Consider the following 24546-nt stretch of genomic DNA (forward strand, 5'->3'; position numbering starts at 1 on the left):
TGTATTTATCTACGCATTGATGCCGGCATCTTCTTGTTGAGTAATTGCATCAAGTCATAAATGTGGTGAATATTTAGACTAACTTTAGCACGAGTACAGGCAACATACAGTAAACGTAACTCTTCATCACTTATTTTATAATCTTTTTGATTAAGCTTAAATTGGTAGTCATCTTCAATCTGTACCCGATTCCATTCTAAGCCTTTAGCTTTATGTGCTGTAGAAATAATATAGTCGGCTTGGGCAATCGGGGTGATTTTGACTAAAGCGCGTTTAAGTGCATCGGTACCGTGATCATCCACCAATTTAACCAAAGGCTTAATGTCACTGCCTTCATTGGTTTCACAATATTCATGCACGTCATGCCATGAATTAAACCAAGCCAGTTCAGGCACATCATGAGGACGACGCCCTTGTTTAAGCATACTCGCTGCATCAACAAAGCGCGCCAATTTAACATGGTCAGCTTGCAGACTGACTTTATCGCCTTTGACTAAACCTGCCAGTAACAATTCCATGGCGCGGGCATTGGTGCGGCACAAAATCGCATCACGCGCACGATGATCTTGTGTACGAATTAATTTTGAATCAAGCGCTTGGTAACCCAGTAAAGGTACGGTTTCATTTAAAGCACTTAAAATAGCGTTGGCATTGGCTGCAATGTCGGGACCAAAACGAAACGATGTGGTCAAACGTGATTCAGGCAAAGGCAGTTTTTGCATGGCATTAATGGCACCACGCCATGCATAAATTTGCTGATGTGCATCGCCAACATAAATCACTTGTGAGCGTTGTTGACGTAGCAAAATCCCGAGCATTAAAGGGTCGGCATCTTGGGCTTCATCAAATAAAATATAGTCGGCAGGAATATTGGGTTCAGACAGTGCCCACAGTTTTAAATAAATGTCATGCCCAATACCCGCCTGATGGTTAGGATCAATCGACTCTAACCAACGTCGTTCAAGCGCAGGATACAAATGCTGTTGTAAGCTTTCGATATCATCGGGATGGAGCCAACTTGGGGCTTGTAAATGTCTGGGTGCAGGATATTGCGAGCTAGTAGAGCAAAAAAAGCCAACGGCATCTGCCACTAAGCTTGCCAAGCGCGAGGGCATGAGCACGTATTTTTCATAACGTCCACCCATGAGGCGGCGTAAGGTAATGGGGGTTAAGTGATACTCTTTGGCTAAAAAGCTTGGACTTAACCGCGGTAAACGCAGTTTGTCGGTAATGCCGCGTGCCACATTGCGATAAGCAAGCGAGTGAAAGGTACGACAATCCACATTGCTACCAAATTTGCTTTGTGCTTCGGTGGCAATGGCTTTATTAAATGCCAAGTACATACCACGCCGTTTGGGCATGGCAGCACTCATCATTTGTAAGGTTGTGGTTTTACCTGTGCCGGCATAAGCCACAACTTTTAAAGAGTTGCCTTGGCAGGCTTTTTCAATCGCAACCGCTTGTTCGGGGGTGGGCTGATGTGCAGACACAGACAAAATTTAGTGGTCTCGATTGGCTTTTTCAACCAAACCTGATAAACCTTGACGACGTGCCAATTCATTGAGTACAAGTTGCACATCAAGATCAAAGTAACCTAGCATCACAATAGTATGGAACCAAAGATCAGCCACTTCATAAATTAAATCGTTTTTATTGTCTTCAGTGGCATCTGCTTTAAAGTCTTTAGCTGCAATAATCGCTTCAACGCTTTCTTCACCGACTTTTTCTAAGATTTTGTTTAAACCTTTATGATAAAGCTTGGCTACATAAGATGAATCAGGGTCGGCAGCTTTACGCTCTGCCATCATTTGACCTAAATATGACAACACTTCGACTTGCTCAGCTTGAGCCTTTGAAGCGTTCATAGCAAGGCTATGTGGGTTGCTTGATTTTTCGCCATAGATCGCGTTTGGATCTTTAAGTTGCGCGTCGACAATTTCCCAACCATTTGCGGTGAGTTTGCGATAAAAACAAGATTCACGACCGGTATGGCAAGCAATCCCGCCGTGTTGCTCAATTTGTAACACAATTACATCGGCATCACAGTCTAAACGGATTTCATGTACGGTTTGAAAATGACCTGACTCTTCACCTTTATGCCATAATTTTTGACGCGAACGTGAAAAATATACCGCTTGGTTTTTCTCAGCCGTTAATGCTAAAGCGTCACGGTTCATCCAAGCCACCATCATCACACGTCCAGTTTGATGATGCTGTGCAATAGCAGGTACAAGACCGTGTTCGTTAAATTTTACTTCATCGAGCCATTGCAGATTGTTCATTGGATTCACCTAAAGGTTTAAAAAAGAAAAGTGCAGAATTTTGCATCCGTCATATTAGCCTAAAACCGCTAGGTTTTGGCACGGCATCGTTTAAAAAAATCATAGATCACGACATTGTATGTCGTAAAGGGGGAGAGTTTGAAATATATAGGGTTTGGATGTGTGCTGGTGGTATTGCTCAGTGGGGGAGCTTATTGGACATGGCAGCAACAAGATTTAGGCAAAAATCTACAGGTACAGCGCGAGCTTGCGCGTATTTATAAAATGGCGATGATCAATCGAGATCAACAGACCTTGCAATTGATTAAAAATGCTGACCAAGATCGACGTTTAAGCCAAAAAGAATGGCAAACCATTCAAGCCAGCCACAGCGAGACCTTAAAAAATTTTGACCACTCAGATGCACTGGCACGCGAAAAAGAATTTTTACAACGCAAAGCAGCACAGCAAGCTTTATAAATCTTGTAGATGCTCAGCAAAATTTTGCTTGAGAACTAACTCTAAAAAGGCATCGCCTAAACGCTGACTTTCACTCACGCTTTGTTGCCAATATTTAATTCGGGTTGCCTGATCTAAACCTTTTAAGGCAAAGTCTTTACGATCGGGCAAACGACCTAAAGGGAGGTTGGCTAAGTATTCAGCTGAGGGTGAGATTAACAAGGTTCGTGCTTGATAATGAGGATTGGCGCGGCGTTTAAGGCTTTTGTCAAACCATCCGGGTGTAATAGAGTCGGTAAAATGTGGATATAACACAATGCCTTGGCTGCTAAACGGTAAATCAATATGGTAGTCAATTAAACCGCCGTCACGATAACTGCCTTGAGCATGGGGAATGTTTTTCACCGCATGCATGACTCCCGGAATCGAGGCAGAAGCCATCAGCCAAGGTAAGATATTGTCTTGCTCAAGAGCATGATAATGGGTAACAAAATCATCACTGACTTGGAATTGTTGCCCTTGCTTGGGCTGACTAATCACGCGTTGCATAAAAAAGCGATTATGTTTACGCGATAGGGCATTGCAGCCCACAATGCCGGCAATGGATGCCAGTAAAGGCACAGCACGATCACTTTTAAACATATGCCGCGCTTTAACTGAAATAACCGTCAGGTGATAATCGGGATGTTCAATCATGTGTCGTTCACGACCTTGCACCAATTCAAACAACATATTTTGACAAATTGCTGCAATGTCTTGCATCTTCATATGTTGATCAAAATATAAGTGGGTATATAGATCAGCTAAACGGCTTAAACCTAGTGTGGCGCCCCAAGCTGTAATACTGGCAAAACGCCAAGCTCCAATGGAGGAGCCAATTAAAGTACGCCGCTTAGGTGCTTTTGGTAAAAACTCATTAAAAATAGCTTGGTCTAAACCCAAAATACCAATACCTTTAGGACCACCTGCCGCACCGGGAAGAGTATCAACGTCTTGGGCAGATAAGCCCTGTTGTAGAATATGCGCTTTGGCAATGTGACCGGCTTTTAAGGTTAATGGGTATGCAGATTTTTTTAAAATATGGTGCATGATCAAAAAGCGAATACAATAAAAAAGACCAACAAGCTTAGCATAAGCCTGTTGATCTGGTTATTTAAGGCAAGGTGTGTTATGGCGCGATCTTAAACTTCGCGCTGACACCAGAGCCAAAGCTTTGTGTATTAATTTGATACTTGTTGCTTAACACAGGTTTTTGCTGAGCATTGGTATGGGCAACGTATTGGTTGTTTTTGGGTTGTAGTACAGCTGTTAACAGCACTGTTTCACCCTTTAATGGCAACTTGGCCAAATTGGCAAACTGTGGTGCAATTTGAGCCAATACATCACCATTTAACGCCACTTTTCCATTTTCTAACACATCAATGGATGTGCCTAAGGTGATATCAGCATTAGGTACTGAGTTTAATGTTGAGCTTAAATTGAGTTTAGCACCACTTGGTAATTGTGCTGCTTGTAGGCCACCAGTGGTATTAAATGTTAAATTTAAACGATCAATGCTAATCGTGACTTGTTTGTTGCTCAGCGTATTAAGACTCAGACCAGCAGAGAACTCTAAGGCTTGATCAGTTAATTTGCCATAGCTTTCAACACCAAGCAGTAAACCATTGAGTTCAGATAAAGCGATTGGGTTTTGTAAAGAATCATTAAATTCTTGATAAGTGTAGCTTGTATTTAAAATACTAAAGCTAGCCAACTTAATATAATCGGCATAAAACTCTGCCGTTAAACTTTCTTCTAAGGCTTCTACATTAATAGAACTATCAATTTCAGCCAATTGTGTTAAAGAATCTGTCAGGTTTTCTTGGCTGGATGAAGCAGCTGCACTGCCTACATTTGCAAGAATACTGCTGGCTTCTTCAGCAGGGAGTGTCAGTGCTTCGCTTAAAGTGCTGACTAATTTATGGGTCACAATAGACTCTTTGGCTGTTTGCATATCTGCCGCGGTCGATTGTTGAATTGCATCTACGCCTGCGTTAAAGGTACTGCTTGGTAAACTTTCTAAAGTCTCTTGTACACTTTGTACGTTGGCAATAATTGCAGGGGTGGCAAGTGCAGCTAAGTTTGCACTCACCTCATCAAGCTTACCTTGGTATTCAGGTGCTAAGCTGTCTTCAATTGCAGTTAAAGTTTGGCTAATGGTGGCTTGAATAATGGCTGGGTCTTGTAAAGAACTAATCGAAGTATCTGCTGTGAGTGCCTGACTTAAAGCTGCAAATGTTGCAGATGTAAAAGCTTCTTCTGATAACGATGCGCCAAGTGGTGCAATACTCGATTTAATTTGTTCAACCAATTGTTGTACCACCACTGTCTTGGTGTACAAATCTTGGCTGTCCATAGGATCGGCAGTCAATAGATTTGTGCCTTGTAAACCCAATACACGTGCAATCTGAGCAGTTGCTTCAGTGACACTTTGACCTGCTTCCACTTGAGTTTGAATGAGGGTCGTGATAGGTGACACAATAACATCATTAGAATCTGATTTTGGTGCTTTTAAAGTAGAACTAAAAGCCAAGTTAGTGGCTGTGTCTAGACCACCTGAAATCTGAATGCTACTTGCAACACAGTTTTCTGGAAACTTAAAGTAGCCTTGTGCGTCGGTTTGTGTAGTTTGATTTTGGCAGTCTTCAAAAACAACCAAAGAACCTGCTAAAGGGCCATCTACGGCACGACCATTTTTTTCAATGACAGGGTTATTGCCACCACCACTACTTCCACCCCCACCGCCACATGCCGCTAAGGCAGCTGCAATAGAAACTGCTAATATTGAGCTATAAAAACGCGTTTTTAACATTATTATATCCTTAATTGTCGCTATGTTTTTTGTAGTTATATCAAAAAAACATACAAAAAAAAGCAAATTTTAAGTCCATTTTTTTTTGCTTTAAATAAGTCTATTGCATTTTAAGGTGTTTTATTTTTATAAAGTTTTGTTTAATCAATGTTATTTATTTTAAGTTTAACGTGAATTGAGTCACAAAAAAAGGACGATTAAAATCCAATTTAAACGTCCTTTACTTTGTGAGGCACTTAAAAGCTATGTAGTTTCAGCCCTAATGATGCCAAGCCATAACGGCGATCTAAGCGTGAGGCTGTCACGCCATTGTATAAAAATGGAATATTACCGACAAAGTTATGTTGGTAAATTTCACCTTGTACAAATGCGCTCATACGTGGCGTTAGATCATAGCTGAGCTTTAAACCTAAGTTGTGATTGTCTTTAATTGCACGACTGCCAAATTGCGTTACGCGATCATCTATATCTTTGCGCCATAAACGTTGGTATTGATAAGCCACTTGGCTTTCAAATTTCTGATAGCGCCAATTCCATGAACCACCCAAACTTGCAAAATAGCTGTCGTAGTTGAGGTCTTTATCTACCTCTAAACCGTAGTCTTTGGCATCACCGACAATTTCAAGATCATTGACCATAACGCCATCAATATTACAACGCTCTAGTAGCTGACCCACATATTGGTTGTTACTGTTAATCTGAATATTGGTCAGGCAATCGCGATAATGGGTGGTTAGGTTAAGACCTTCCATCTCTACTTTGCTATAGCCTAAACTTGCAAACGCATTAATTTGATTCATGTGGTCAATTTTACGTGAAAACATGGCATCAAATTGCACTTGTAGATCTTGAGGCTGTTCAACGCTAATTTGATCAAAGGTATTTTGATTTACCCGTGTTGGGGTAGATTTTGTGAGCTCATCACTTGTGTTTCCCCAAACACTGGCACGAAATGCAAGCGCATCGTTCTTGTTTAAGAATGAAAATTCCGGCTGATAGCGTACGCCTAGCAACGCTGTGTGAATGGTGTTGGTATCTGGTGCTAAATCAATATCGCGATAGTGGTAGCGGCCTTCAAGGCTCCATTGCTGATTGAGTTGATATTCAGCTGCAATATTGCCACCAATATAGTCGCCACGATCACCACTGATGCCTTCACTTTGGCGCATGTCAAACACATCAATAGTGTCATTGACAGCATCAATGGCAACTGTAACCTTAAGCGCTGCATCTTGTGCTTTAAAGTCATCTGCTTGTAAAAATAAGTCGTTTGGTGCTGCAACACTGTAGCCACTTAGACCAACTAAACTAATAATCAGATATTTTAATTTCATAGAGTTATACATACATTTAAGAATGATAAAAAAAGGTCAGCACGTGTGCTGACCTTAAGTCTCAATTATTTCAGTTTAAAGTAAGCTGCTATACTAGGCGCTGAGAAGTTGATGTCTCGAATGGTCATAGTGGACACTTCTAAACCTAAATTGGCATCAATTTGATAGTTCGTTGGTGCCACGAAGATGTTAGCGCGCAAGCTGTTGCCGGATACCAAGTTACCTTTATAGGTATCGTATGCAGATTTTAAACGCTGATCGCTATTCAGCAGTTGGCTTAAAGAAATAGTCCGGTTATTGCTTATGCTAAAAGCACGTGGTAGCTCAAACGAAGCATATGAAGTGCTTGCACTTGTACCTGGTATTGGGAAATTTAAACTCGATGTTACTGTAAGTAGAGTATCTTTATTGATGCTTGCTGTTTCAATACGACCGGTCTTATCAAAAGTGACCTGCACTTCATCTAAGATTACATCTAGTGTTTCTGTACGATCATTGGTTTGTGCTTGAATGCTAAAACCAAGTCGGAAGTTATCTTGTAGTGCTTTTTGGGTATTTTGAATCCCAAAATTAAATTCAAGTACTGTATCAATCTCTTTAAGATCAAGTTCAATTGGTTGTAGTTGGCTTGAATTTTTCAAATCCATGACACTGTAATTGGCGACAGAGAAATTGCCATAGATGGGTTGAGTAATAATCTCAGCAGGTGGTTGTAAAATTTCTTCAAGAACAGCTTGATTTTCTGGTTTTTGCAGTTCTGACAGTAATTGCTCTCCATCACCGCCTTGTTGAACCAAGGTATCTAATAATGTTGATAATTTAACAGAATCAGCGGCGATATCACTGATCAAACTCGCTGGAATCATTGTATCTGGATCTTGAGCTTGGAGTTGTTTTTCAGCAACGCTAAATGCTTCAATAAGTACAGCATCTAAGGTGTTTTCATCAAAACTTACTGCACTATCGTTAAATAAAGGTTGCTCTTTTACAACGTCAATGACTGCTAAGAACGCAATTTGTGCGGCTTGATCAGCAGCAAAAGCTGATGTGCCATTAGTTTGCAGGCTTTCTAAATGATCTTCAATTTTGTTGACCAACTGTTGTAAAGCAAATACTGCGGCAGCAGTTTGAGCATTGGCATCGGTAACAGGGTTAAAGCTGCTTAGATCTTGAGGTACATCACTCATGCCTAAATTTTGCAAAATGCGAGGCAATAGCGCTTGTTGACCTGCATCAACTAAATGTTTTTCTAGTGTGGTTAATGGCGTCACTGCAAGTTGAGTGGCTTGATTGAAATTCGTGTTTTTTAATTGTAATCGACCCGTAAATGGTAAGCCTGTACCTAGATCTATACCACTGCTAATTACCATCTCTGAATCTTGGCAATTGGCTGTAGTTGTAAAGCTAAACTGACCTTGGTCATTGGTTCTTATAGGCGCACAATTAGGGTTACTAAAGCTAATGAGTGCATCTTTTAAGTAAAAATCTACAGCTACACCATTCACTGTGTTGCCTTTATACCCTGGTGCAGCGCTATCACTACCACCACCACCGCCGCCACATGCAGCCAAGGTTGTGATTGCAGCGCTCAGCATAGAAATTTTTAAAGTTTTGCTAAACATACGTAGACCGATCCTGAATAAAGTAATAGTTTTTAACGGGTTTTTTATAAAGAAAGACAGTAAAATATTACATGTGTCACACTAAGAATGAATTATAGGTAAAATTTCAAAAATTACGAGTTTTTATATGCTGATTTTGTAGTCATTTTAAAAAGTTGAATGCTGTCACAAAAAAAGGGAACATCACCATGATGCTCCCTTTTTGTATTTTATTTGGCTACACGCCAAATGGCTAAAATACTGCTCAAGCCAATTAAAATTGCAGAAATATACCAAGGCGTAATTACGGCAATAACCAATAATACGGCGATCAAGCTGCCAAAAAACCATGAGCGCTTTTGCTGTTGTTCCATCTGTAAGCGTAAATGTTGTAATTCACGCAATTGTTTTTCATGCCAAGCCGACTGATTTTTTAAGCCATTTAAGCTATCAATCAGTAGGGTCGGTAAATCTTGAGCGCCTAAGAGTAAATCTGGAATTTTCTCACCTAATTCTTTAAGATTTTTTTGTGGATTCATTTGGGCTTTAACCCAATCGGTGAGAATGGGTTTGGCTAATTTCCAAATATCAAGCTGCGGATACAGGTCGGTGCCTAGGCCTTCAACATGGACTAAGGTTTTGAGCAATAACATCAGTTGCGGTGGAATTTCCAAATGGAAACGTCGCGCAATGTCCATGACTTGTAATAAAATTCCGGCAAAATCCAATTGATCCATGGGTTTAGACACCATTGGGCCAACGGTGCGACGCATTTCACGCGCTAATTCGTCTTGATTTGTGCCCGGTGGAATCCATCCAGCTTGATGCACAATTTGAATCAGTTGTAAGAAGTTGCTGTTCATCACCGCAAGCAGCATACGTGCTACAGTCATTTGGTCGCTTTTAGACAGCTCACCCATAATGGCGCAATCGAGTGCGATATAACGCGGATTGCTTGGATTAATGGTTTCAACAAAGACGTTGCCCGGATGCATGTCGGCATGGAAAAAGTTATCACGAAACACTTGGGTGAAGAAAATGGTTAAGCCTTTTTCTGCCAAATCAGCACGATCCATGCCCATTTCATCAAAGACATGCGTTTCAGAAATCGGCACACCTGTGATGCGCTCGGCCACCATAACATCTACGCTATCCATATATACTTCAGGCACATACATCATGCTAGAGCCGGTAAAGTAATGGCGCATACGACGGGTATTGTCGGCTTCTAAGGTCAGATCCAACTCATTTAAAATGGTTTGACGATAGCTTTGAATAATTTCCGATAAATGCAAAGCACGAGCAGCTTCAAGCCGTTTTTCTAAAGCGGTACCTAACCATTGCAAGATTTCAAAGTCTTGGAGTAGCTGACGTTTAATATCAGGACGTGTGACTTTAACCACCACTTCACGACCATCATGTAAAGCTGCGGTATGAACTTGAGCAATGGATGCTGCGGCAAGTGGTTGCTCATCAAAGCGGGCAAACAAGGTGGCAATGTCAGCTTTTAAGGCGCTTTGAATACGCATTGTTGCTACATCTGAAGCAAAAGGTTTTACGCGATCTTGTAGTAAAACTAATTGTTCAAGAACTTCAGGTGGAATTAAGTCACGGCGGGTTGAGAGCAATTGACCTAATTTAATTGCCAATGGTCCCATATCTTCTAAAGCTTGTTTGAGCTTTAAAGGGTTGTCTTTTTCTTTACTTGACCATGCCGCAGGATGCAGACGAATCAACTTTAAAATCGGGCGGGCTTTGGCAGGGAGTTCTTCGGCAGGAAACAACGTGTCGAGTCTATAGTGCGCGGCGATGCGCCAAAGTTCGAGTAAACGTGAAACATGCGGAATCATAAATGCCATTACCTAAAGTTAAGAAATTTTTTGTTTGAGCGCTAAAATTTTCGCTTCAGCACGATCAAGGTTTTGCAGCAAACGACGGGTCGCTTGTTGCAGTTCGTCCATTTGCCAACGTGGGGCAAATAAACCGGAATCTTCTTTTAAATAATCTTCTGCAATAAAGGCTTGGCTGTGCAGTTGATCTTTCATGAGGCGAGGGATGTATTGTAATTTGCCAATTTCATGCGCTAAATTTGCCCCAATCCACGGACTTAAATGTGCCGCTAGGTCGAGCTCACTATTTTGCATAATACGTTGTAGATCTTGCAACACACGATAATCGCCTTGCAAAGGAATCGTGCCCACTTCATCGCTGAGTAAAAGTTTCAGCAAATCTACGACATTGCCAACATGTAAAGTTGCCGTTGCGACAATAGGTACATGGCTTGGGTCAAAGGGACGCTGCTCAAAAATAGACGGCGTTTGACTGTGTCCTGTGGGGGTGGGTTCTAGGCGCACTTTACCCTCATCAAAGCAAACATCAACAGACAGTTGCGGTGTGTCAATCACCACGCGCAACACTTTGCCTTGTAAGCTATTGAGCTGAATGCGGGTAATCGCATCCAGATCAATTACATGATGCATAAAGCGTTCGATTGCACCTAAGGCAAGAATCGACCACATAATTTAAACCTTAAAGTTTAAAGCCACGATGCACTGCCACAATACCACCGGTTAAGTTGTGGTAGTCGCAGTTGCTAAAGCCTGCATTTTCCATCATGCCTTTTAAGGTACGTTGGTCTGGGTGCATACGGATTGATTCGGCTAGGTATTTATAGCTTTCTGCGTCATTGGCAATGATTTTGCCCATGACTGGTAATGCTGTAAACGAGTATAAATCGTAAAGCTTTGAGAATGGTTCAAACACAGGTTTAGAAAATTCTAACACCAATAAACGACCGCCCGGCTTTAACACGCGATACATGGCTTCTAGTGCAGCATCTTTATCGGTTACGTTACGTAAACCAAAAGAAATAGTCACTAAATCAAAGCTGTTGTCGGCAAAAGGTTCTAAGGTTTCTGCATTGGCAAGTACAAAATCAACGTTGGCACAGCCTGCATCAATTAAACGATCACGACCGACATTGAGCATTGATTCGTTAATATCAGATAACACTACATGACCTGTTGGACCCACTTCACGGCTAAAGACTTTGGCTAAATCACCTGTACCGCCTGCAATATCTAGCACGTGCTGACCACGACGTACACCCGACATATTAATTGCAAAGCGTTTCCATAGACGGTGAATACCAAACGACATTAAGTCATTCATAATGTCGTATTTAGCTGCAACCGAGTGAAATACTTCAGCAACTTTTTGCGCTTTTTCTTCGCTATTTACCGTTTGATAACCAAAGTGAGTTTTTTCACCCACATTGCCGGTATTGGCACCACGCGGTAAATTATATTTAGGAATGGCGCGTGTTGTAGTGGCTTCAACGCTTTGTTGCTGACCTTGTGGCGCACCTTGTGGTAGTGGCTCGGTTAAGAATGGGCTCACTTTGTCTGTGTTTTGTGCATTTGTAGGCGTTTGATTTTCGTTAGACATGAGTCTCACTCCTAACAGGGAAATAGAGTTAAAAACAGTGCATGCATCATGACAGATTCTAAAGCCTTATAGCGATGCAGACTTGAATGTGTTGCATAATATACAGAAAAAACACTGCATTTGTTGTATTTATAACGCAACCAAAGTGCAAGCGATGGCTTTTCGCTTATGCAAACGGTTGTGGATCACCGGCATGCACTTTAGCAACAATTTCACGTTCTTGAGCGGTAAAGTCACGCACAAATTGCTCAGCCGATTTAAGTGGTTTCATGGCAGCAAAACCATCTTGCATAAAATCATACATCACATCAAATTTATGTTTATAGGCAGTGCTTTTACACATTTTAAATGCAGTATGCACCACAAAAGAACGCAAATATTTATCTAAACTTAAACCCAATTGATCTAGTTGACGTAATTGTTCTAAACGCTGTGTGCCTTGGTCTAGTTTTAAATAGGTCACACGCATGATTTCGTCGGTTAATGGGGTATTTTCAGGGTAATCTTGCAATAATTGAGCAGCCACTTGTTCATCAAGTTGTACCGCAAGCAAAGCCAATTGAATACCTGCAGTTCCGGTTTTAACGGCATTTTCAGGAATCAGTTTTTCAGCTTTGTTAATTTTAGGAATTAAGCGCTGAATCTGTGCAGCAAGGGCATCAAAATCTGGACCACCATATAGGCGATTCATAAAATATTCGGCCATTAATACATTTTGTTTTTGTTTAAATTGTGGCGCATGGCTACGAATAATGCGCTTTTTTTGCCAATTTTGCACATCACGTAATCGTTGTAATAACTGCGGATTTTGGTGATAGTTTAATTGTTGATACGTCATAAATAAATCGTTTAAAACCGCAAGTTTTGACATATCGGCTCCATTGCTTGCCACTGTGCCTTAAGCTTAAAGATTTACACCTCAAACAGCTATCTTTAAATCCAAAAAAAGCGATTTGTTGATTGCAAGCTGCACTAAATCTTTGTAAACATAGAAGCTACAACCATAAAAAATGATAAGGGCAACACAATATGGCAGAAAAATTTAAAGCAATGGATGAAGATCAACTGTCCTTAGATTTAATTGAGGCACAATTTGCTTTACGCCAAAGCCGTGACCAAAAAAATGCCAAAAGTTTACTGATCTTGGTCAATGGGATTGATTTAGCCGGAAAAGGTGAGGCGGTTAAACAATTACGTGAATGGGTCGATCCGCGTTATTTAAAGGTAAAAGCTGATAAAGCTTTGGTACTTGAGCGCGAGCAACCTTATTGGCTGCCGTATGTGCCGTTTATGCCCAAAGAAGGTCAAATCACCATTTTATTTGGCAATTGGTATACCGACTTACTGAGCACCGCCATGCATGTATCTAATCCCATTGATGACAGTTTATATGACGATTACATCGCCAAAATGGCGCAGTACGAACAAGATTTAAGAAATAATAATGTGGATGTCATTAAAGTTTGGTTTGATTTGTCATGGGATACTTTGCAACAACGTATTGATGAGATGGAACCGAGTGAAGCCCGTTGGCATAAATTACAAAGTAGTGATTGGCGTAATCAAAATAAATACAAGACTTTGCAGCGTTTAAGATCGCGCTTTACCCAAGATTGGTTAGTCATTGATGGGGCAGATAAAAACCGTGATCAAATTTTTGCCCAGCATATTTTAAGTGCTTTAAAAGACTGCCCTGAGCATATCAAAACCAGTGCTAAAAAATGGAAAAACAATTCTATTCCTCAAGCCTTACAAGCACCTGAACAAAACGTATTAGATAAATCTGAGTATAAAGACAAACTAAAAACCCTAACCCGTGAAGTTGCCGACGCTTTACGTTTTGATCCACGCGATGTGATAGTGTGCTTTGAAGGCATGGACGCAGCCGGCAAAGGTGGTGCAATTAAACGCATTGTGCAAAAGCTTGATCCGCGTGAATACCAAATTCATAGCATTGCTGCACCTGAGCCGTATGAGTTGCGCCGCCCGTATTTATGGCGCTTTTGGCGACGTTTACAAACCGAAGGCGATATTAGTATTTTTGATCGTAGCTGGTATGGGCGGGTGTTGGTCGAGCGTGTTGAAGGTTTTGCGCATCCAGCCGAATGGCAACGCGCTTATGCAGAAATTAACCGCTTTGAACAAGACTTGATTGAAAACAATGGTGTGATTGTCAAAATTTGGTTGGCGATTTCTAAAGATGAGCAAGAGGCACGTTTTAAGGCACGTGAAGAAACCCCGCATAAGCGCTTTAAAATTACCGAAGAAGATTGGCGTAATCGTGAGCGTTGGGATGATTATTTACAAGCAGCTGCCGATACGTTTGCTCATACCAGTACTCAGGCTGCGCCGTGGCATGTTATTGCCACGGATGACAAAAACACCGCACGAATTGAGGTGCTAGAAACCATTTTAAAGCAGCTCAAAGCCACATAAAAAACGCCCTTTTACGAGCGTTTTAATCACTTACTTTTGAGCAGCATCTTGTTGCTGCTCAAGGGTCGGTACATTGGTCACAGGTGGTGCTACAGGTTGGCCACGATCAACACCTTGTTTAAGCTGAATGCCTTTGGCCAATTTGTAGCTTTCTTCAACATGCGCTTCGGCGACTTTTTTCATCACAATATAACCTAAGCTGGCAGCAATCATTTGTCCGCCAAGTGGAATAAACTTGGTCACTTGTTTGGTTAAGTATTTGGCGGCCATGTTATTAAATGATTTTTTCATGGCAGTACGCGCAACCACTAAACCTGAGAACTCAACCCCACGTTTTTTGAGCTCACTCCAATGAATTTGCTTGGTTTTTGGATCAAACACAGTCACTTGTTCAGGTGCTAAACCAAAGCGGGCATTCACCTCAGGAATTAGTTGCGATAAAATCCCCACATCAATTAAAACATCTAAAAAAGGAATAGGAATAATGGCAACACCTGCCGACATATAGGCACGTTTTTTGACCAACTCTAAACACTCTTCACGGACTTGTTCTAAATTTAATGTAGGGTCAATTGTTTGTGGAATATTGTCAATTTTCATCATGAAATACCTTAAACTAATATGAATTTTTTCTATGTCTGATCGTGTGGTTTAAGCCAACTTAAGCTTAATTTGACATAGCCATTGGCGTGGGTCTAGTACAGAATCTTTGTGATTTTGTAGATAAATTTTTATTTTTATTCAGGTGTTAGGAGCAGTATGGCCATTCATGTAATGCAAAGTCAGCGAATTGAAGTGTTATTTGAAGCCATGCTGCGCGCGGTGCAACAAAGCAAAGCGCATCCTTTGATGGTGTTAAAAGCCCAACATTTTATTGTGCCATCCTTAGCCATTGAAACATGGCTTACCCAACGTTTGGCCGAACAGCGCGGCATTAGTGCCAATAATCAATTTCATCAGCGTATGCGTGGTTTTCAGTGGTGGGCATATCAAGAAGTGCTGCATGATCAACGCGATGAAGTGCGTAAAGCCAACTTGCCGCGTTTAATGATCAAATGGCGCATTTATCAAAGTCTAAAAGATTTTGTCCAAGCACCACACAATACCTTAAGTCAGCAACATCCGTTATATCCCATCATTCAACGTATTTATGCCAGTGCCGACCGTTTAGAGGGGTTTGAACAACTTAATAAAAAACAAAGCATGTTGTATTGGGTGTCCGAACAAGTGTCGCGTTTATTTTCCAATTATATGGAATACCGTAGCCATTGTGCACGTTGTGGGGCTCAGTTGTGTGTTTGTGGCAATAATTGGCTGCAAACATGGGGCAAGCAACATGCTTTAAATGTCGAGCAATTGTTTTTTAAGGTCGGCACTGAAATTGAGCAATTTAAGCTTGAGCAAGCCTATGAGCTTGAAGCATGGCAACGTTGGTTATGGCAAAGCGTTTTTGCTGAAGATTTTAAAAACGTGGCACGGATTGATGCGCTGTTTTGGCAACGCCTTGATGACCCAAACACACGCCAAGATGCCCTAAAACGTTTACCTAATCAAATTGTGGTGTTTAGCTTATTGGATTTACCGCCCGTACAACTGCAATTTTTACGTCGTTTAGGACAGTACCTTGATATTTTTGTGATGCATTACAACCCCTCACAAGAATATTGGGCCGATATGGTCGACCCACATTGGAAAGCCCGCTATGACGCACAGTTACGCCAAAGATTTATTGAACGTGAGCAAGCGCAAGGGCGTAGCGTCGATGACCAAGCCATTAATGCCTATATTGAAAAATTTAGTCTAGAGTTTCATGCCGAAAAACGCGATTCGCATCATCCGCTACTCACGCGTTTTGGTAAGCAAGCGCGTGACCATTTTTCGTTGTTGTCGAGTTTATCTTCTAACGAAGAGGGGCAATGGTTTGATTTATTCCCTGAAGATTATCCAAACACCTTATTAGGCAAAATCCAAAGCGATATTTTACATTTACGTAAACCTGAGGCAAAGCAATACCATTTACAGCCAGATGATGGCTCGATTCAAATTCATGTGTGTCATTCAAGTTTGCGCCAACTTGAGGTGTTAAAAGAACAAATTTTACATTGGTTAAGCCACGGCACACCTGATGCACCGCGCCGTGCCAGTGATATTTTGGTGTTATGTCCTAACCTTAAAGACATTGAACCACAAATTCGCAGTACCTTTGCCGCGCCTTTGTCTGAGCGCGAACGCATGCTGCAAGATAGCGTGTATCTGCCCATTCAAATTGCCGGTGTTACACCACTCGATGCACAAAACGCATGGCGTGCTGTACTCGGGCGTATTGAGTTATTAAAAGGTCGTTTTACTTTAGAAGCATTTGCCGATTGGCTGAGTTTATTTGCCACCCAACAACGCTACAATTTAGATGCCAATGCCCTTGAACGTATTTATGAACTACTCCAAGCGGCGGGTTTTAAACGTGGTTTCGATGCGCAGCATTTACAAGAAAGCTTAATTGAGGGCGATCTAGATTATCGTTTTAGCTTTAAATTTGCTTTAGATCGTTTGGCACTTGGCATTGCCATTCCTGAACATTGTGTATTTGAAAACACCTTAAGTTATGCCGAAGTTCGCCCAAGTGATTTTGCTTTAATTGGTACCTTAATTGAAATTTATCAAGATATTGCGACACGGCGTACATGGCTGATTGAGCATGAAACCCAAGAACAACGCAGCGCTGAATATTGGCTAAACTGTTTAATGGATGAAATTAATGAGTTTAAAGCCGCAGGCGTAGATGTGTTAGACAGCGTATATCTGTTGGTTAAAAAACAAGAACGTATGCTGACTTTAACCAGTTTTTATGATGACGATGAACAAGATGCTTTACGCAGTTTGACCCTGCCTTTGCCTTATATTTTAGCAGAAATTGAAAAAAGTTTAGGCAGTCAGTTAGAGCAAGCCGAACCTACAGGACAAATCACTTTTAGCCAAATGGGGCAGATCCGTCCTGTGCCATATAAATTGGTGGTGATGCTTAATTTAGACAGTGGCAAGTTCCCAAATCGCGATCAGCATATTCCTTTTGATCTTATGCAAATGTTACGTCCACAATTGGGTGATTGTTCACGTTTAGAAGATGATCAAGGTGCATTTTTAGATGCCATGTTATTGGCCAAAGACAATGTATGGCTGTTTTATAATGCGTTTGACTTAAACGACAGCGAAGTACGTGATCCATCCAGCGTGTTACAAGAGTTTATACAGCACTTAAATTTGATTGTGTATCAAGATCCAACCCTTGCCCTACATACCGATATGCATGGGGTTGAAGTACCGAGCCAATTGCTCAGCCTCTATCATATTCATCCTTTACAACCCTTTGATCCTGTAGGCTTTAGTCAAGCGCATGCTATACGCTATCAAAACCAATGGTTTAAAGTGGCGCGTCAATTGGTTGGTGCGCAGCAACCACGTCAAGCATGGAGTACAGGCGTATATACATTGCCGGCATTAGAGCAAGCCTTTGAATTATTAGACAGTGAACAATGGATGCAAGACATTCTATTTCCGGCGCGCACGTATCTTAAAACTTTAGGGGTGAAAAATTTAAGCCCAAGTGATGTGATAGAAGATCAAGAACCATTGTTGTTAGATGGTTTAAAAAAATATCAAGTGCGTGAGTTTTTATTGCATCAACAAAGCGCCAATGCAGATGTTTTACAAGATGTGTTGCCGGTAGGCAAAACTCAGTATGCCACATGGCAGCAAAGCTTGGTTGAGCACAGGCATTTGCAGCAGCGCTTATACCAATTTGCTGAAACCAGCACTGCCACCACACGACAGGTTTTAAAACTTCAAGATCAATTACATATCAGTATTCAAGTGCCAGAAAGTATGAGCGAAACGTGGGTCAGTTTAATGGCAGCCAGTGCTAAGCCCAAACGCCGTGGTCGGGTGTGGCTTGAATATTTACTGTGGCTTGCCTATTTAGATTTAGGTGATGCAGGAAGAAATTTACGCCGTATTGTTGTATGCAGTGATAAAACCTTAATTTGCCAAGGGGTCAGCTCAGATCAAGCCAAAATTTGGTTACACGATTGGCTTGAGGCATGGCAATACGCTAAGCAAAATGTCTTATTATTGCCGGCAGAATTACTCCTCAAAGACGAAGCCAAAGTTGAGTGGGTAGATGTTAAAAATGGTGATATGCAAGTTAAAGATTTAGACAGACTGATTAAAGAGTGGCGTAAATCGGATGGTTTTGCCGGCTATCGTTATGACAATGAAGAGTGGAATATTAAACACCGCGATTGGCAGTTTATTTTACGTGATGCCGATAGCAATAGCTTGCTTGAACAGGCGTGTTTAACCTTCTCTTACCGACTTTATCAGCCGATCTTTTGGCATCAAACGATACAGGATGACGCATGAACAGTTTTTGTCAGATTGAACCTTCTTATGCGCCTATTGTTGATATGCAATTTCGCGGCTTACATTGGATTGAAGCTTCGGCGGGCACAGGTAAAACCTATACGCTATCAAGCTTAATGGTGCGTGTGTTGTTGCATGATTATTTACCGCATCAAGTGATTGCCACCACTTTTACCCGTGCAGCAGCGGCAGAATTAAAAACCCGTATTCGTAAACGTTTGCAAGATACTTTGCATTTTTTACAGCCTTATCAAGCTCTAAGCAGCACAGAAATTTTAGCGCAAGCGCAACTTGAACAAGACGTCTTATTCCAAAAAATCTTGCACGATTATGCAGATAAAATTGGCTATGCTTGCGAACGTTTAAAGTTGGTTTTAGACCAATTTGATGAATTGTTTGTTGGAACGCTAGACAGCTTTAGTCAAAAATTGCTCACAGAATTTTCTTTTGAAAGTGGCAGAATTGAGCATGTGGCCATTAGTGATCAAGCCAAGCAATACACCCAACAAATTATTCACGATGTATTACGTGAGTGGATTCAATTACAGCCACAAGCCAATATTGATTTTTTGCTGCTAAAAGGAATTTTAAAAGCCCCTTTGGCTTATGTGGATGTGGTGCAAAAAAGTCTTGATTTTGCCTCAGCCAAAATGCAAACCGTGAAGCCACAACCTTTAGACACTGAGGTTTTATCAGCTTGTCTAAATCAACTTGCGAGTTTTACTGTAGAGGATTTACAAGAATTACAGGCCTATTATGCAGGAGAATTTACATCTAATTTTTCTGCACATGTCTTAGAAAAACCTGGAAAAAACCTGCTACAAACCTTTACGGTGATTTTACCGAATCTCATCAACACGTTAAAGCAAAACGAACCTTTAACAGTATTTTTTAATCCACAGTTTCAAAAACAGCTGAAACAAATTTTTAATTTATTTTTAGACAGTAAAGGCTTGCCACGTAAAAGTTTATTTAATAAACCGAGTAAAACTTGTAGCGCCGAAGATCAAGTAGCCTTTTTACAGCATCGGGTCATACAAAAACTACAAGAGCTATTGCTGGCCACCCAACAATTTGAGCAGCAACTTGGCGCGATTGATACACAGCTTAAATATTTTTTAACCCAAGAAGTCAAACGTCGTTTACCACAGCGTTTACAACAACAAGGCGAAACCACCTTTACCCAACAAATGCGCAGTTTAAGCGATGCCTTAATGGGAGAGCAGGGACAGCGGTTTGCCCAATATGTGCAGAGTCGTTATCCGTTAATTTTGGTCGATGAATTTCAAGATACCAACCAAGATCAAGACAATATGTTGGCGCAAATTTGGCGTAACCCCAAATGGTATAGCCAAGGTTGTATGATTATGGTGGGTGACCCTAAACAGGCCATTTATGGCTTTCGTGGTGGCGATATGTTGACCTATAGCAAAGCCCGTCAAGATGTTTTAGCCAAACACGGTAAACTGTATAGCCTTAAATATAATCAGCGTTCTGTACCTGAGTTGGTGCAAGTGGTTGATGCTTTGTTTCAGCAGCAGACCAATTTTGGTGAACAGGTGATTTATAGTCCTGTAGAAGCAGGTCTACGTCCGCATCCGATCTGTTATGAACAAGGTATCGCCAATCCAAAGCCGCTGCGTTTTATCACTTTAGAAGATGCCGATCAAGAGCCTTTACAAGTGGCTTGGCAAATTCGCCATCTGTTAAATTTAAGCGCACAACAGCAATTATATTTTCAACATAAAGAACAGCAACAGCCTTTGCAAGCCGATGATATTGCTGTTTTATCACGTAATCATGATGGCTTAGATAAAGTTCAATATGAGCTAAATCGTTTAAATATTCGCGTTAATCGTGCCTCAAAACGCAGTGTATTTGACAGCAGTATTGCCCAAGATGTTGGGGCGATCTTAACTGCAATTTTGCATCCTTTTGATGAAGCTAAAGTCAAACGGGCTTTACTCAGTCATTTAATTGGACTGCAACTTAATGACCTGATTGCGATGCAAGGTCAGCCTGAGGGTTTAAGTCGTTATATGAACGACTTTGAGCATATTCGTGAAATGTGGTTGGCTAAAGGCTTTTTAACTGCATGGCAATACACCTTAAATATTTTTGCGGTGTGGGAAAATTTAGTGCGTTACCAAAGCCGTGATAATGAACGCCTAGTGGTCAATTTACGTCATTTAACTGAAAGTCTGACCCAGCACAGCGAAAGCTATCAAGGTGCGCAAACCTTATATACATGGTATTTAAAACAAATTCAGTCACCGGGGCAACGTGATTGGGAAATGGAGCGCAGTTTAAGTAACACAGCAGGTGTGCAACTGATGACAGTGCATCAATCTAAAGGGCTTGAATTTAAAATTGTATTTTTGCTTGGGGCAAGCTCGGCTGGGCGTGAGATCAATAAAACCTTGAATTTCTCGACTCAAGTGATCAATCACAGTGAGACTGGGCAAACTGAAATCCAACGTGTAGTGGCAATTAACGATAAACATTTATTAGATACACAAGCCATTGCCGAACATGACGCCAGATTAGAAGCCGAACAGCACCGTTTGTGGTATGTGGCACTCACCCGTGCCAGTCATCGGGTGTATGCCATGTTGAGTAAAAAACTATTAGATAAAGCACATGGTGTATTGTTTTGGAAAAATGTTGGTGAAGGGTTTTGTCATGCTCATTGTCAGGACGAGCCATTGTTGGCGGAGTGTCCGATCTGGATTCGTCCGCCGCAACAGATTCAAACGCCTGTGCTGCATGCGTTAGATTTACCTAAACAACGTTTTTATCCGCGCAGTAAAACCAGTTTTAGTGCTTTAGCGCAGCATTTAAGCCGTAAACAAGCCATGGATGTTTTGGCTGCACAGCATGAACAGCACAACAATGCTGCTGATGAAATCCATGTGGTTGCAGACAGTCATCCAAGCGAGCAAAGTTTATCTTGGATTAAACGTAATTTCCCGATGGGCACATTGGCGGGTAACTTCTTACATGAAATCTTTGAACATATTGATTTTCAAGATCAAAGTGACTGGGGTTTAGAGCTACATCGACGTTTTAAAAACAGTTATCCAAGCCTATGGAAAGAATTAAAAGAAAAATATGTGGCAGAGTTTGAGCTGGTCAATGACGAGCACCTATATGCCATGTTGGGCGAGTGGTTAGCTGAGATTTTAAATACACCATTATTTGCCGATTTCTGTTTAAGTCAGTTAAGTGCAGATGCGCATATTGCCGAATTTCCATTTTATTTGGCGCTCGCCGATCGCATCTTTGGCGTGCAACGTATAAGTGATTTATTTCAAGAATATGGCATTCATATGTTGCCACTCAATCACGCCAATTCAGCGCGTTATCTCACAGGTTCAATTGACTTGGTGTTTTATGATGGACAGCGCTATCACATTGCCGACTATAAGAGTAACTTTTTAGGTCAAAATCAAGTTGACTATAGCAACGCCCATATTCAAGCCAATATGTCACAAGCAAGTTATTGGTTACAAGCAGGTTTGTATTTGGTGGCCTTGCATCGTTATTTAAGTGTGCAACTGCAAGACTACGACATCCACACCCATTTAGGTGGCGCAAGTTATTTGTATTTGCGTGGTATGAATGGGCAAACTGAGCAAGGTCTATATTATTTTAAACCTGAGGATGAATTTATTTTGCGTTTAGATGCATTGTTAGGTCGTATGCAAGGGGACACGCTATGAACATCAGCACTGACAACGACGTAGCATGGATGAAAGCATGGAGTGGCTATTTTGCAGATACATCACTTGAGGCACAAAAATTAATTCAAGAACTGTTGCTTGCTATGCAAAGTGGGCACAGTTGCTTGCAAGCTTTACCTGAACAAGTCAGTAGTTTAGGCACATTGGTGGCCGCACCACATGCAATTGCGCCGTTTATTTATGATCAAAGTGACTTATATTTATATCGTTATTGGCAATTAGAACAACAATTGACCCAAGATGTTCAACGCTTAATTGAAGCGAAAGTCACCCAAGTGGCTGTTGCAGATGATCAAGAGCTATTAACTGATGTTCATCAAAAAGCGGCTTTACACGCCGTGGCACAGCAGGGTTTAAGCATCATTACCGGAGGTCCGGGTACAGGTAAAACCTACACTTTGGCACGTATTATTGCTGCTTTAAATCAAGCTTTACCCAACTTACGCATTGCTATGGCAGCACCTACAGGTAAAGCGGCACAGCGTATGAAAGAAGCTTTACAAAGTGCATTTAATGACCCAAAACTTGAGCATTTGGTTAGCGATGATTTAAAGCATTTACAACCGATTACTTTACATCGTTTATTGGGCTTAGGCACACAACATAAACCGCGTTTTTCTGCCAAGCAGCCCTTGCCATTTGATGTGGTGGTGGTTGATGAAGCTTCCATGCTAGATTTAAATTTAGCTGCTTTATTGTTTAACGCCATTGCCAATGGTACCCGCTTAATTTTATTGGGCGATGCACAGCAATTGGCATCCGTGGATGTAGGGTCAGTCTTGGCAGATTTACAGCAGGTAGAATGTCTAGATCAACATCGGGTGCATTTACATACCAGTCGTCGTTTTAAAGCGGGTGCAGCCATTGGTGAGTTGGCAGGTTTCATCCAAGCTCCACATATGCAAAATTCAGTGCTGCATGAGCTAGAACAGTTGATTGCAGCATCTACTTTACAAGCCATTGAACTGACAACACACATGAGCGATGTGGTACAGCTTGAATATCTGCCTGAGCATCTGCAAACACAGCAGTACCACAGCTATTATGATCGCTTAATGTTTGGGTTTAGTGGCTATGTGGCTGCATTACAGGCTTATTTAAGCAGCGATGGACCTGACACTTTATTGGCAGAAGTTTTAGCACGTTTTGACGACTATCGTATTTTAACGGCGATTCGTCATGGGCCTTTGGGTTTAAAACAGCTTAATCAGCAGATTGAAAAACGTTTATTGCAACAGTTGGCAAGCTATACCACTCAACAAGGTGATTGGTATGTCGGACGTGCGGTAATGATGACCTATAACGATTATCAACTTGTGCTGTCTAACGGTGATATTGGTGTATGTTTACAACGTTTTAAAGACGGGCAGTGGCAGTTTGAGGTGTATTTTCCAAGTTTAGAAAAATGGTTGCCGGCAGCACGTTTACCTAAAAATATTGAAACAGCTTTTGCTTTGACGATTCATAAATCGCAAGGTTCCGAATTTAAACACACCGCTGTGGTGTTAGATGGTGCTGCTGCCAACCTATTAAGCCAGGAATTGCTTTATACAGCGATTACCCGTGCTAAGTCGGTGGTGAGTATTTTAGCCGACCCAAAGAGCTTGCAGCAGGCCTTAACTGTAAAAACCACACGCCAAAGTGGTTTAAAAAATAAGCTAAAAACAACGTGATTTTTTGATTGAATAGTCAAAAAATGAATTTTGTACGCCATGGCTTACAAAGATTCGAGAAATTGACGCATAGAGCTTTGCTGCACTTTCTGCGAATATAGCTTTAACAAAAGCTCAACACGGAATGTTGAGAATAATCGCACAATGATAACGATAAGCCGACATGGCAGCGAACTTACAGGAAAGTAAGTCACAGAGGAAACTTACAGCCGCTAAGCCTTGTAGTTTTGGGAGAGACTACAGGGCTTTTTATTTTTAAAATGGCTACACATGACGTCATTCAAAATACATAAGATCCTAGGCAAAATACCCGCTAATTTCATCT

At 41.3% G+C, this 24546-nt stretch carries 16 protein-coding genes; 5 read left to right on the forward strand and 11 right to left on the reverse strand.

The window, feature by feature from the left end:
* Positions 1-5 precede the first annotated feature (5 nt).
* Positions 6-1490 carry an AAA family ATPase gene (locus Q0017_RS02925; RefSeq protein WP_298142438.1) on the reverse strand — a complete coding sequence of 495 codons (1485 nt, stop codon included), beginning with the start codon at positions 1488-1490 and terminating at the stop codon, positions 6-8.
* A gap of 9 nt (positions 1491-1499) precedes the next feature.
* A complete protein-coding gene (gene hisIE / locus Q0017_RS02930; RefSeq protein WP_298142440.1) occupies positions 1500-2282 on the reverse strand; it encodes a bifunctional phosphoribosyl-AMP cyclohydrolase/phosphoribosyl-ATP diphosphatase HisIE in 783 nt (260 codons plus the stop codon).
* A gap of 162 nt (positions 2283-2444) precedes the next feature.
* Here hisIE and Q0017_RS02935 point away from each other — a divergent pair, with 162 nt between their 5' ends.
* Complete coding sequence (locus Q0017_RS02935; protein WP_298142443.1) at positions 2445-2741, forward strand: hypothetical protein; 297 nt, start codon at positions 2445-2447, stop codon at positions 2739-2741.
* Here the strand turns inward: Q0017_RS02935 and Q0017_RS02940 are convergent.
* From Q0017_RS02940 to Q0017_RS02975, 8 genes are all read right to left on the reverse strand, one after another.
* Positions 2736-3809 (reverse strand): patatin-like phospholipase family protein, encoded by a 1074-nt coding sequence (locus tag Q0017_RS02940; RefSeq protein WP_298142445.1) that lies wholly within the window; start codon positions 3807-3809, stop codon positions 2736-2738. The two genes, Q0017_RS02935 and Q0017_RS02940, sit on opposite strands and share 6 nt — an antisense overlap.
* Before the next feature lie 79 nt (positions 3810-3888).
* A complete protein-coding gene (locus tag Q0017_RS02945) occupies positions 3889-5571 on the reverse strand; it encodes a hypothetical protein (protein WP_298142448.1) in 1683 nt (560 codons plus the stop codon).
* 236 nt (positions 5572-5807) lie between these two features.
* Positions 5808-6905, reverse strand: coding sequence for a hypothetical protein (locus tag Q0017_RS02950; protein WP_298142451.1), 1098 nt, complete (start codon positions 6903-6905; stop codon positions 5808-5810).
* A gap of 65 nt (positions 6906-6970) precedes the next feature.
* A complete protein-coding gene (locus Q0017_RS02955; protein WP_298142454.1) occupies positions 6971-8527 on the reverse strand; it encodes a hypothetical protein in 1557 nt (518 codons plus the stop codon).
* Between the two features lie 209 nt (positions 8528-8736).
* Positions 8737-10356 (reverse strand): AarF/UbiB family protein, encoded by a 1620-nt coding sequence (locus Q0017_RS02960; RefSeq protein ID WP_298142457.1) that lies wholly within the window; start codon positions 10354-10356, stop codon positions 8737-8739.
* 18 nt (positions 10357-10374) lie between these two features.
* The gene (locus Q0017_RS02965) at positions 10375-11025 is read right to left on the reverse strand and encodes a hypothetical protein (protein WP_298142460.1); all 651 of its coding nucleotides are present in this window, start codon (positions 11023-11025) and stop codon (positions 10375-10377) included.
* Between the two features lie 10 nt (positions 11026-11035).
* Complete coding sequence (ubiE, locus tag Q0017_RS02970) at positions 11036-11953, reverse strand: bifunctional demethylmenaquinone methyltransferase/2-methoxy-6-polyprenyl-1,4-benzoquinol methylase UbiE (protein ID WP_298142463.1); 918 nt, start codon at positions 11951-11953, stop codon at positions 11036-11038.
* A gap of 166 nt (positions 11954-12119) precedes the next feature.
* Positions 12120-12824: a hypothetical protein gene (locus Q0017_RS02975; RefSeq protein WP_298142467.1), complete on the reverse strand. Its 705-nt coding sequence runs from the start codon at positions 12822-12824 to the stop codon at positions 12120-12122.
* Positions 12825-12982: 158 nt separating this feature from the next.
* Here Q0017_RS02975 and Q0017_RS02980 point away from each other — a divergent pair, with 158 nt between their 5' ends.
* Entirely contained in the window at positions 12983-14389 is a 1407-nt protein-coding gene (locus tag Q0017_RS02980) for a phosphate--AMP phosphotransferase (RefSeq protein ID WP_298142470.1), read from the forward strand.
* Positions 14390-14419: 30 nt separating this feature from the next.
* On the opposite strand, the gene Q0017_RS02985 is transcribed toward Q0017_RS02980, so the two are convergent.
* Positions 14420-14989, reverse strand: coding sequence for a hypothetical protein (locus Q0017_RS02985; RefSeq protein WP_298142570.1), 570 nt, complete (start codon positions 14987-14989; stop codon positions 14420-14422).
* Between the two features lie 159 nt (positions 14990-15148).
* Here Q0017_RS02985 and Q0017_RS02990 point away from each other — a divergent pair, with 159 nt between their 5' ends.
* The 3 genes from Q0017_RS02990 to recD are packed head-to-tail and all read left to right on the forward strand — an operon-like array spanning position 15149 to position 24221.
* On the forward strand, positions 15149-18805 hold the full coding sequence (locus Q0017_RS02990; RefSeq protein WP_298142471.1) for an exodeoxyribonuclease V subunit gamma: 3657 nt from the start codon (positions 15149-15151) through the stop codon (positions 18803-18805).
* Positions 18802-22527 carry a UvrD-helicase domain-containing protein gene (locus Q0017_RS02995; protein ID WP_298142474.1) on the forward strand — a complete coding sequence of 1242 codons (3726 nt, stop codon included), beginning with the start codon at positions 18802-18804 and terminating at the stop codon, positions 22525-22527. Before Q0017_RS02990 ends, Q0017_RS02995 begins: the two co-directional genes overlap by 4 nt.
* A complete protein-coding gene (gene recD, locus Q0017_RS03000) occupies positions 22524-24221 on the forward strand; it encodes an exodeoxyribonuclease V subunit alpha (protein WP_298142477.1) in 1698 nt (565 codons plus the stop codon). Before Q0017_RS02995 ends, recD begins: the two co-directional genes overlap by 4 nt.
* The last annotated feature ends 325 nt before the right edge of the window (positions 24222-24546 follow it).

The sequence above is a fragment of the uncultured Acinetobacter sp. genome (assembly GCF_947624825.1).
Classification (GTDB): domain Bacteria; phylum Pseudomonadota; class Gammaproteobacteria; order Pseudomonadales; family Moraxellaceae; genus Acinetobacter.

Excerpts from the sequence above, each read along its gene's own strand:
- Q0017_RS02980 (WP_298142470.1), top strand. The coding sequence starts at position 12,983 with ATGGCAGAAAAATTTAAAGCAATGGATGAAGATCAACTGTCCTTAGAT.
- Q0017_RS02965 (WP_298142460.1), bottom strand. The coding sequence starts at position 11,025 with ATGTGGTCGATTCTTGCCTTAGGTGCAATCGAACGCTTTATGCATCAT.
- Q0017_RS02955 (WP_298142454.1), bottom strand. The coding sequence starts at position 8,527 with ATGTTTAGCAAAACTTTAAAAATTTCTATGCTGAGCGCTGCAATCACA.
- Q0017_RS02990 (WP_298142471.1), top strand. The coding sequence starts at position 15,149 with ATGGCCATTCATGTAATGCAAAGTCAGCGAATTGAAGTGTTATTTGAA.
- Q0017_RS02975 (WP_298142467.1), bottom strand. The coding sequence starts at position 12,824 with ATGTCAAAACTTGCGGTTTTAAACGATTTATTTATGACGTATCAACAA.
- Q0017_RS02985 (WP_298142570.1), bottom strand. The coding sequence starts at position 14,989 with ATGAAAATTGACAATATTCCACAAACAATTGACCCTACATTAAATTTA.
- hisIE (WP_298142440.1), bottom strand. The coding sequence starts at position 2,282 with ATGAACAATCTGCAATGGCTCGATGAAGTAAAATTTAACGAACACGGT.
- Q0017_RS02950 (WP_298142451.1), bottom strand. The coding sequence starts at position 6,905 with ATGAAATTAAAATATCTGATTATTAGTTTAGTTGGTCTAAGTGGCTAC.
- Q0017_RS02960 (WP_298142457.1), bottom strand. The coding sequence starts at position 10,356 with ATGATTCCGCATGTTTCACGTTTACTCGAACTTTGGCGCATCGCCGCG.
- recD (WP_298142477.1), top strand. The coding sequence starts at position 22,524 with ATGAACATCAGCACTGACAACGACGTAGCATGGATGAAAGCATGGAGT.
- ubiE (WP_298142463.1), bottom strand. The coding sequence starts at position 11,953 with ATGTCTAACGAAAATCAAACGCCTACAAATGCACAAAACACAGACAAA.
- Q0017_RS02940 (WP_298142445.1), bottom strand. The coding sequence starts at position 3,809 with ATGCACCATATTTTAAAAAAATCTGCATACCCATTAACCTTAAAAGCC.
- Q0017_RS02995 (WP_298142474.1), top strand. The coding sequence starts at position 18,802 with ATGAACAGTTTTTGTCAGATTGAACCTTCTTATGCGCCTATTGTTGAT.
- Q0017_RS02945 (WP_298142448.1), bottom strand. The coding sequence starts at position 5,571 with ATGTTAAAAACGCGTTTTTATAGCTCAATATTAGCAGTTTCTATTGCA.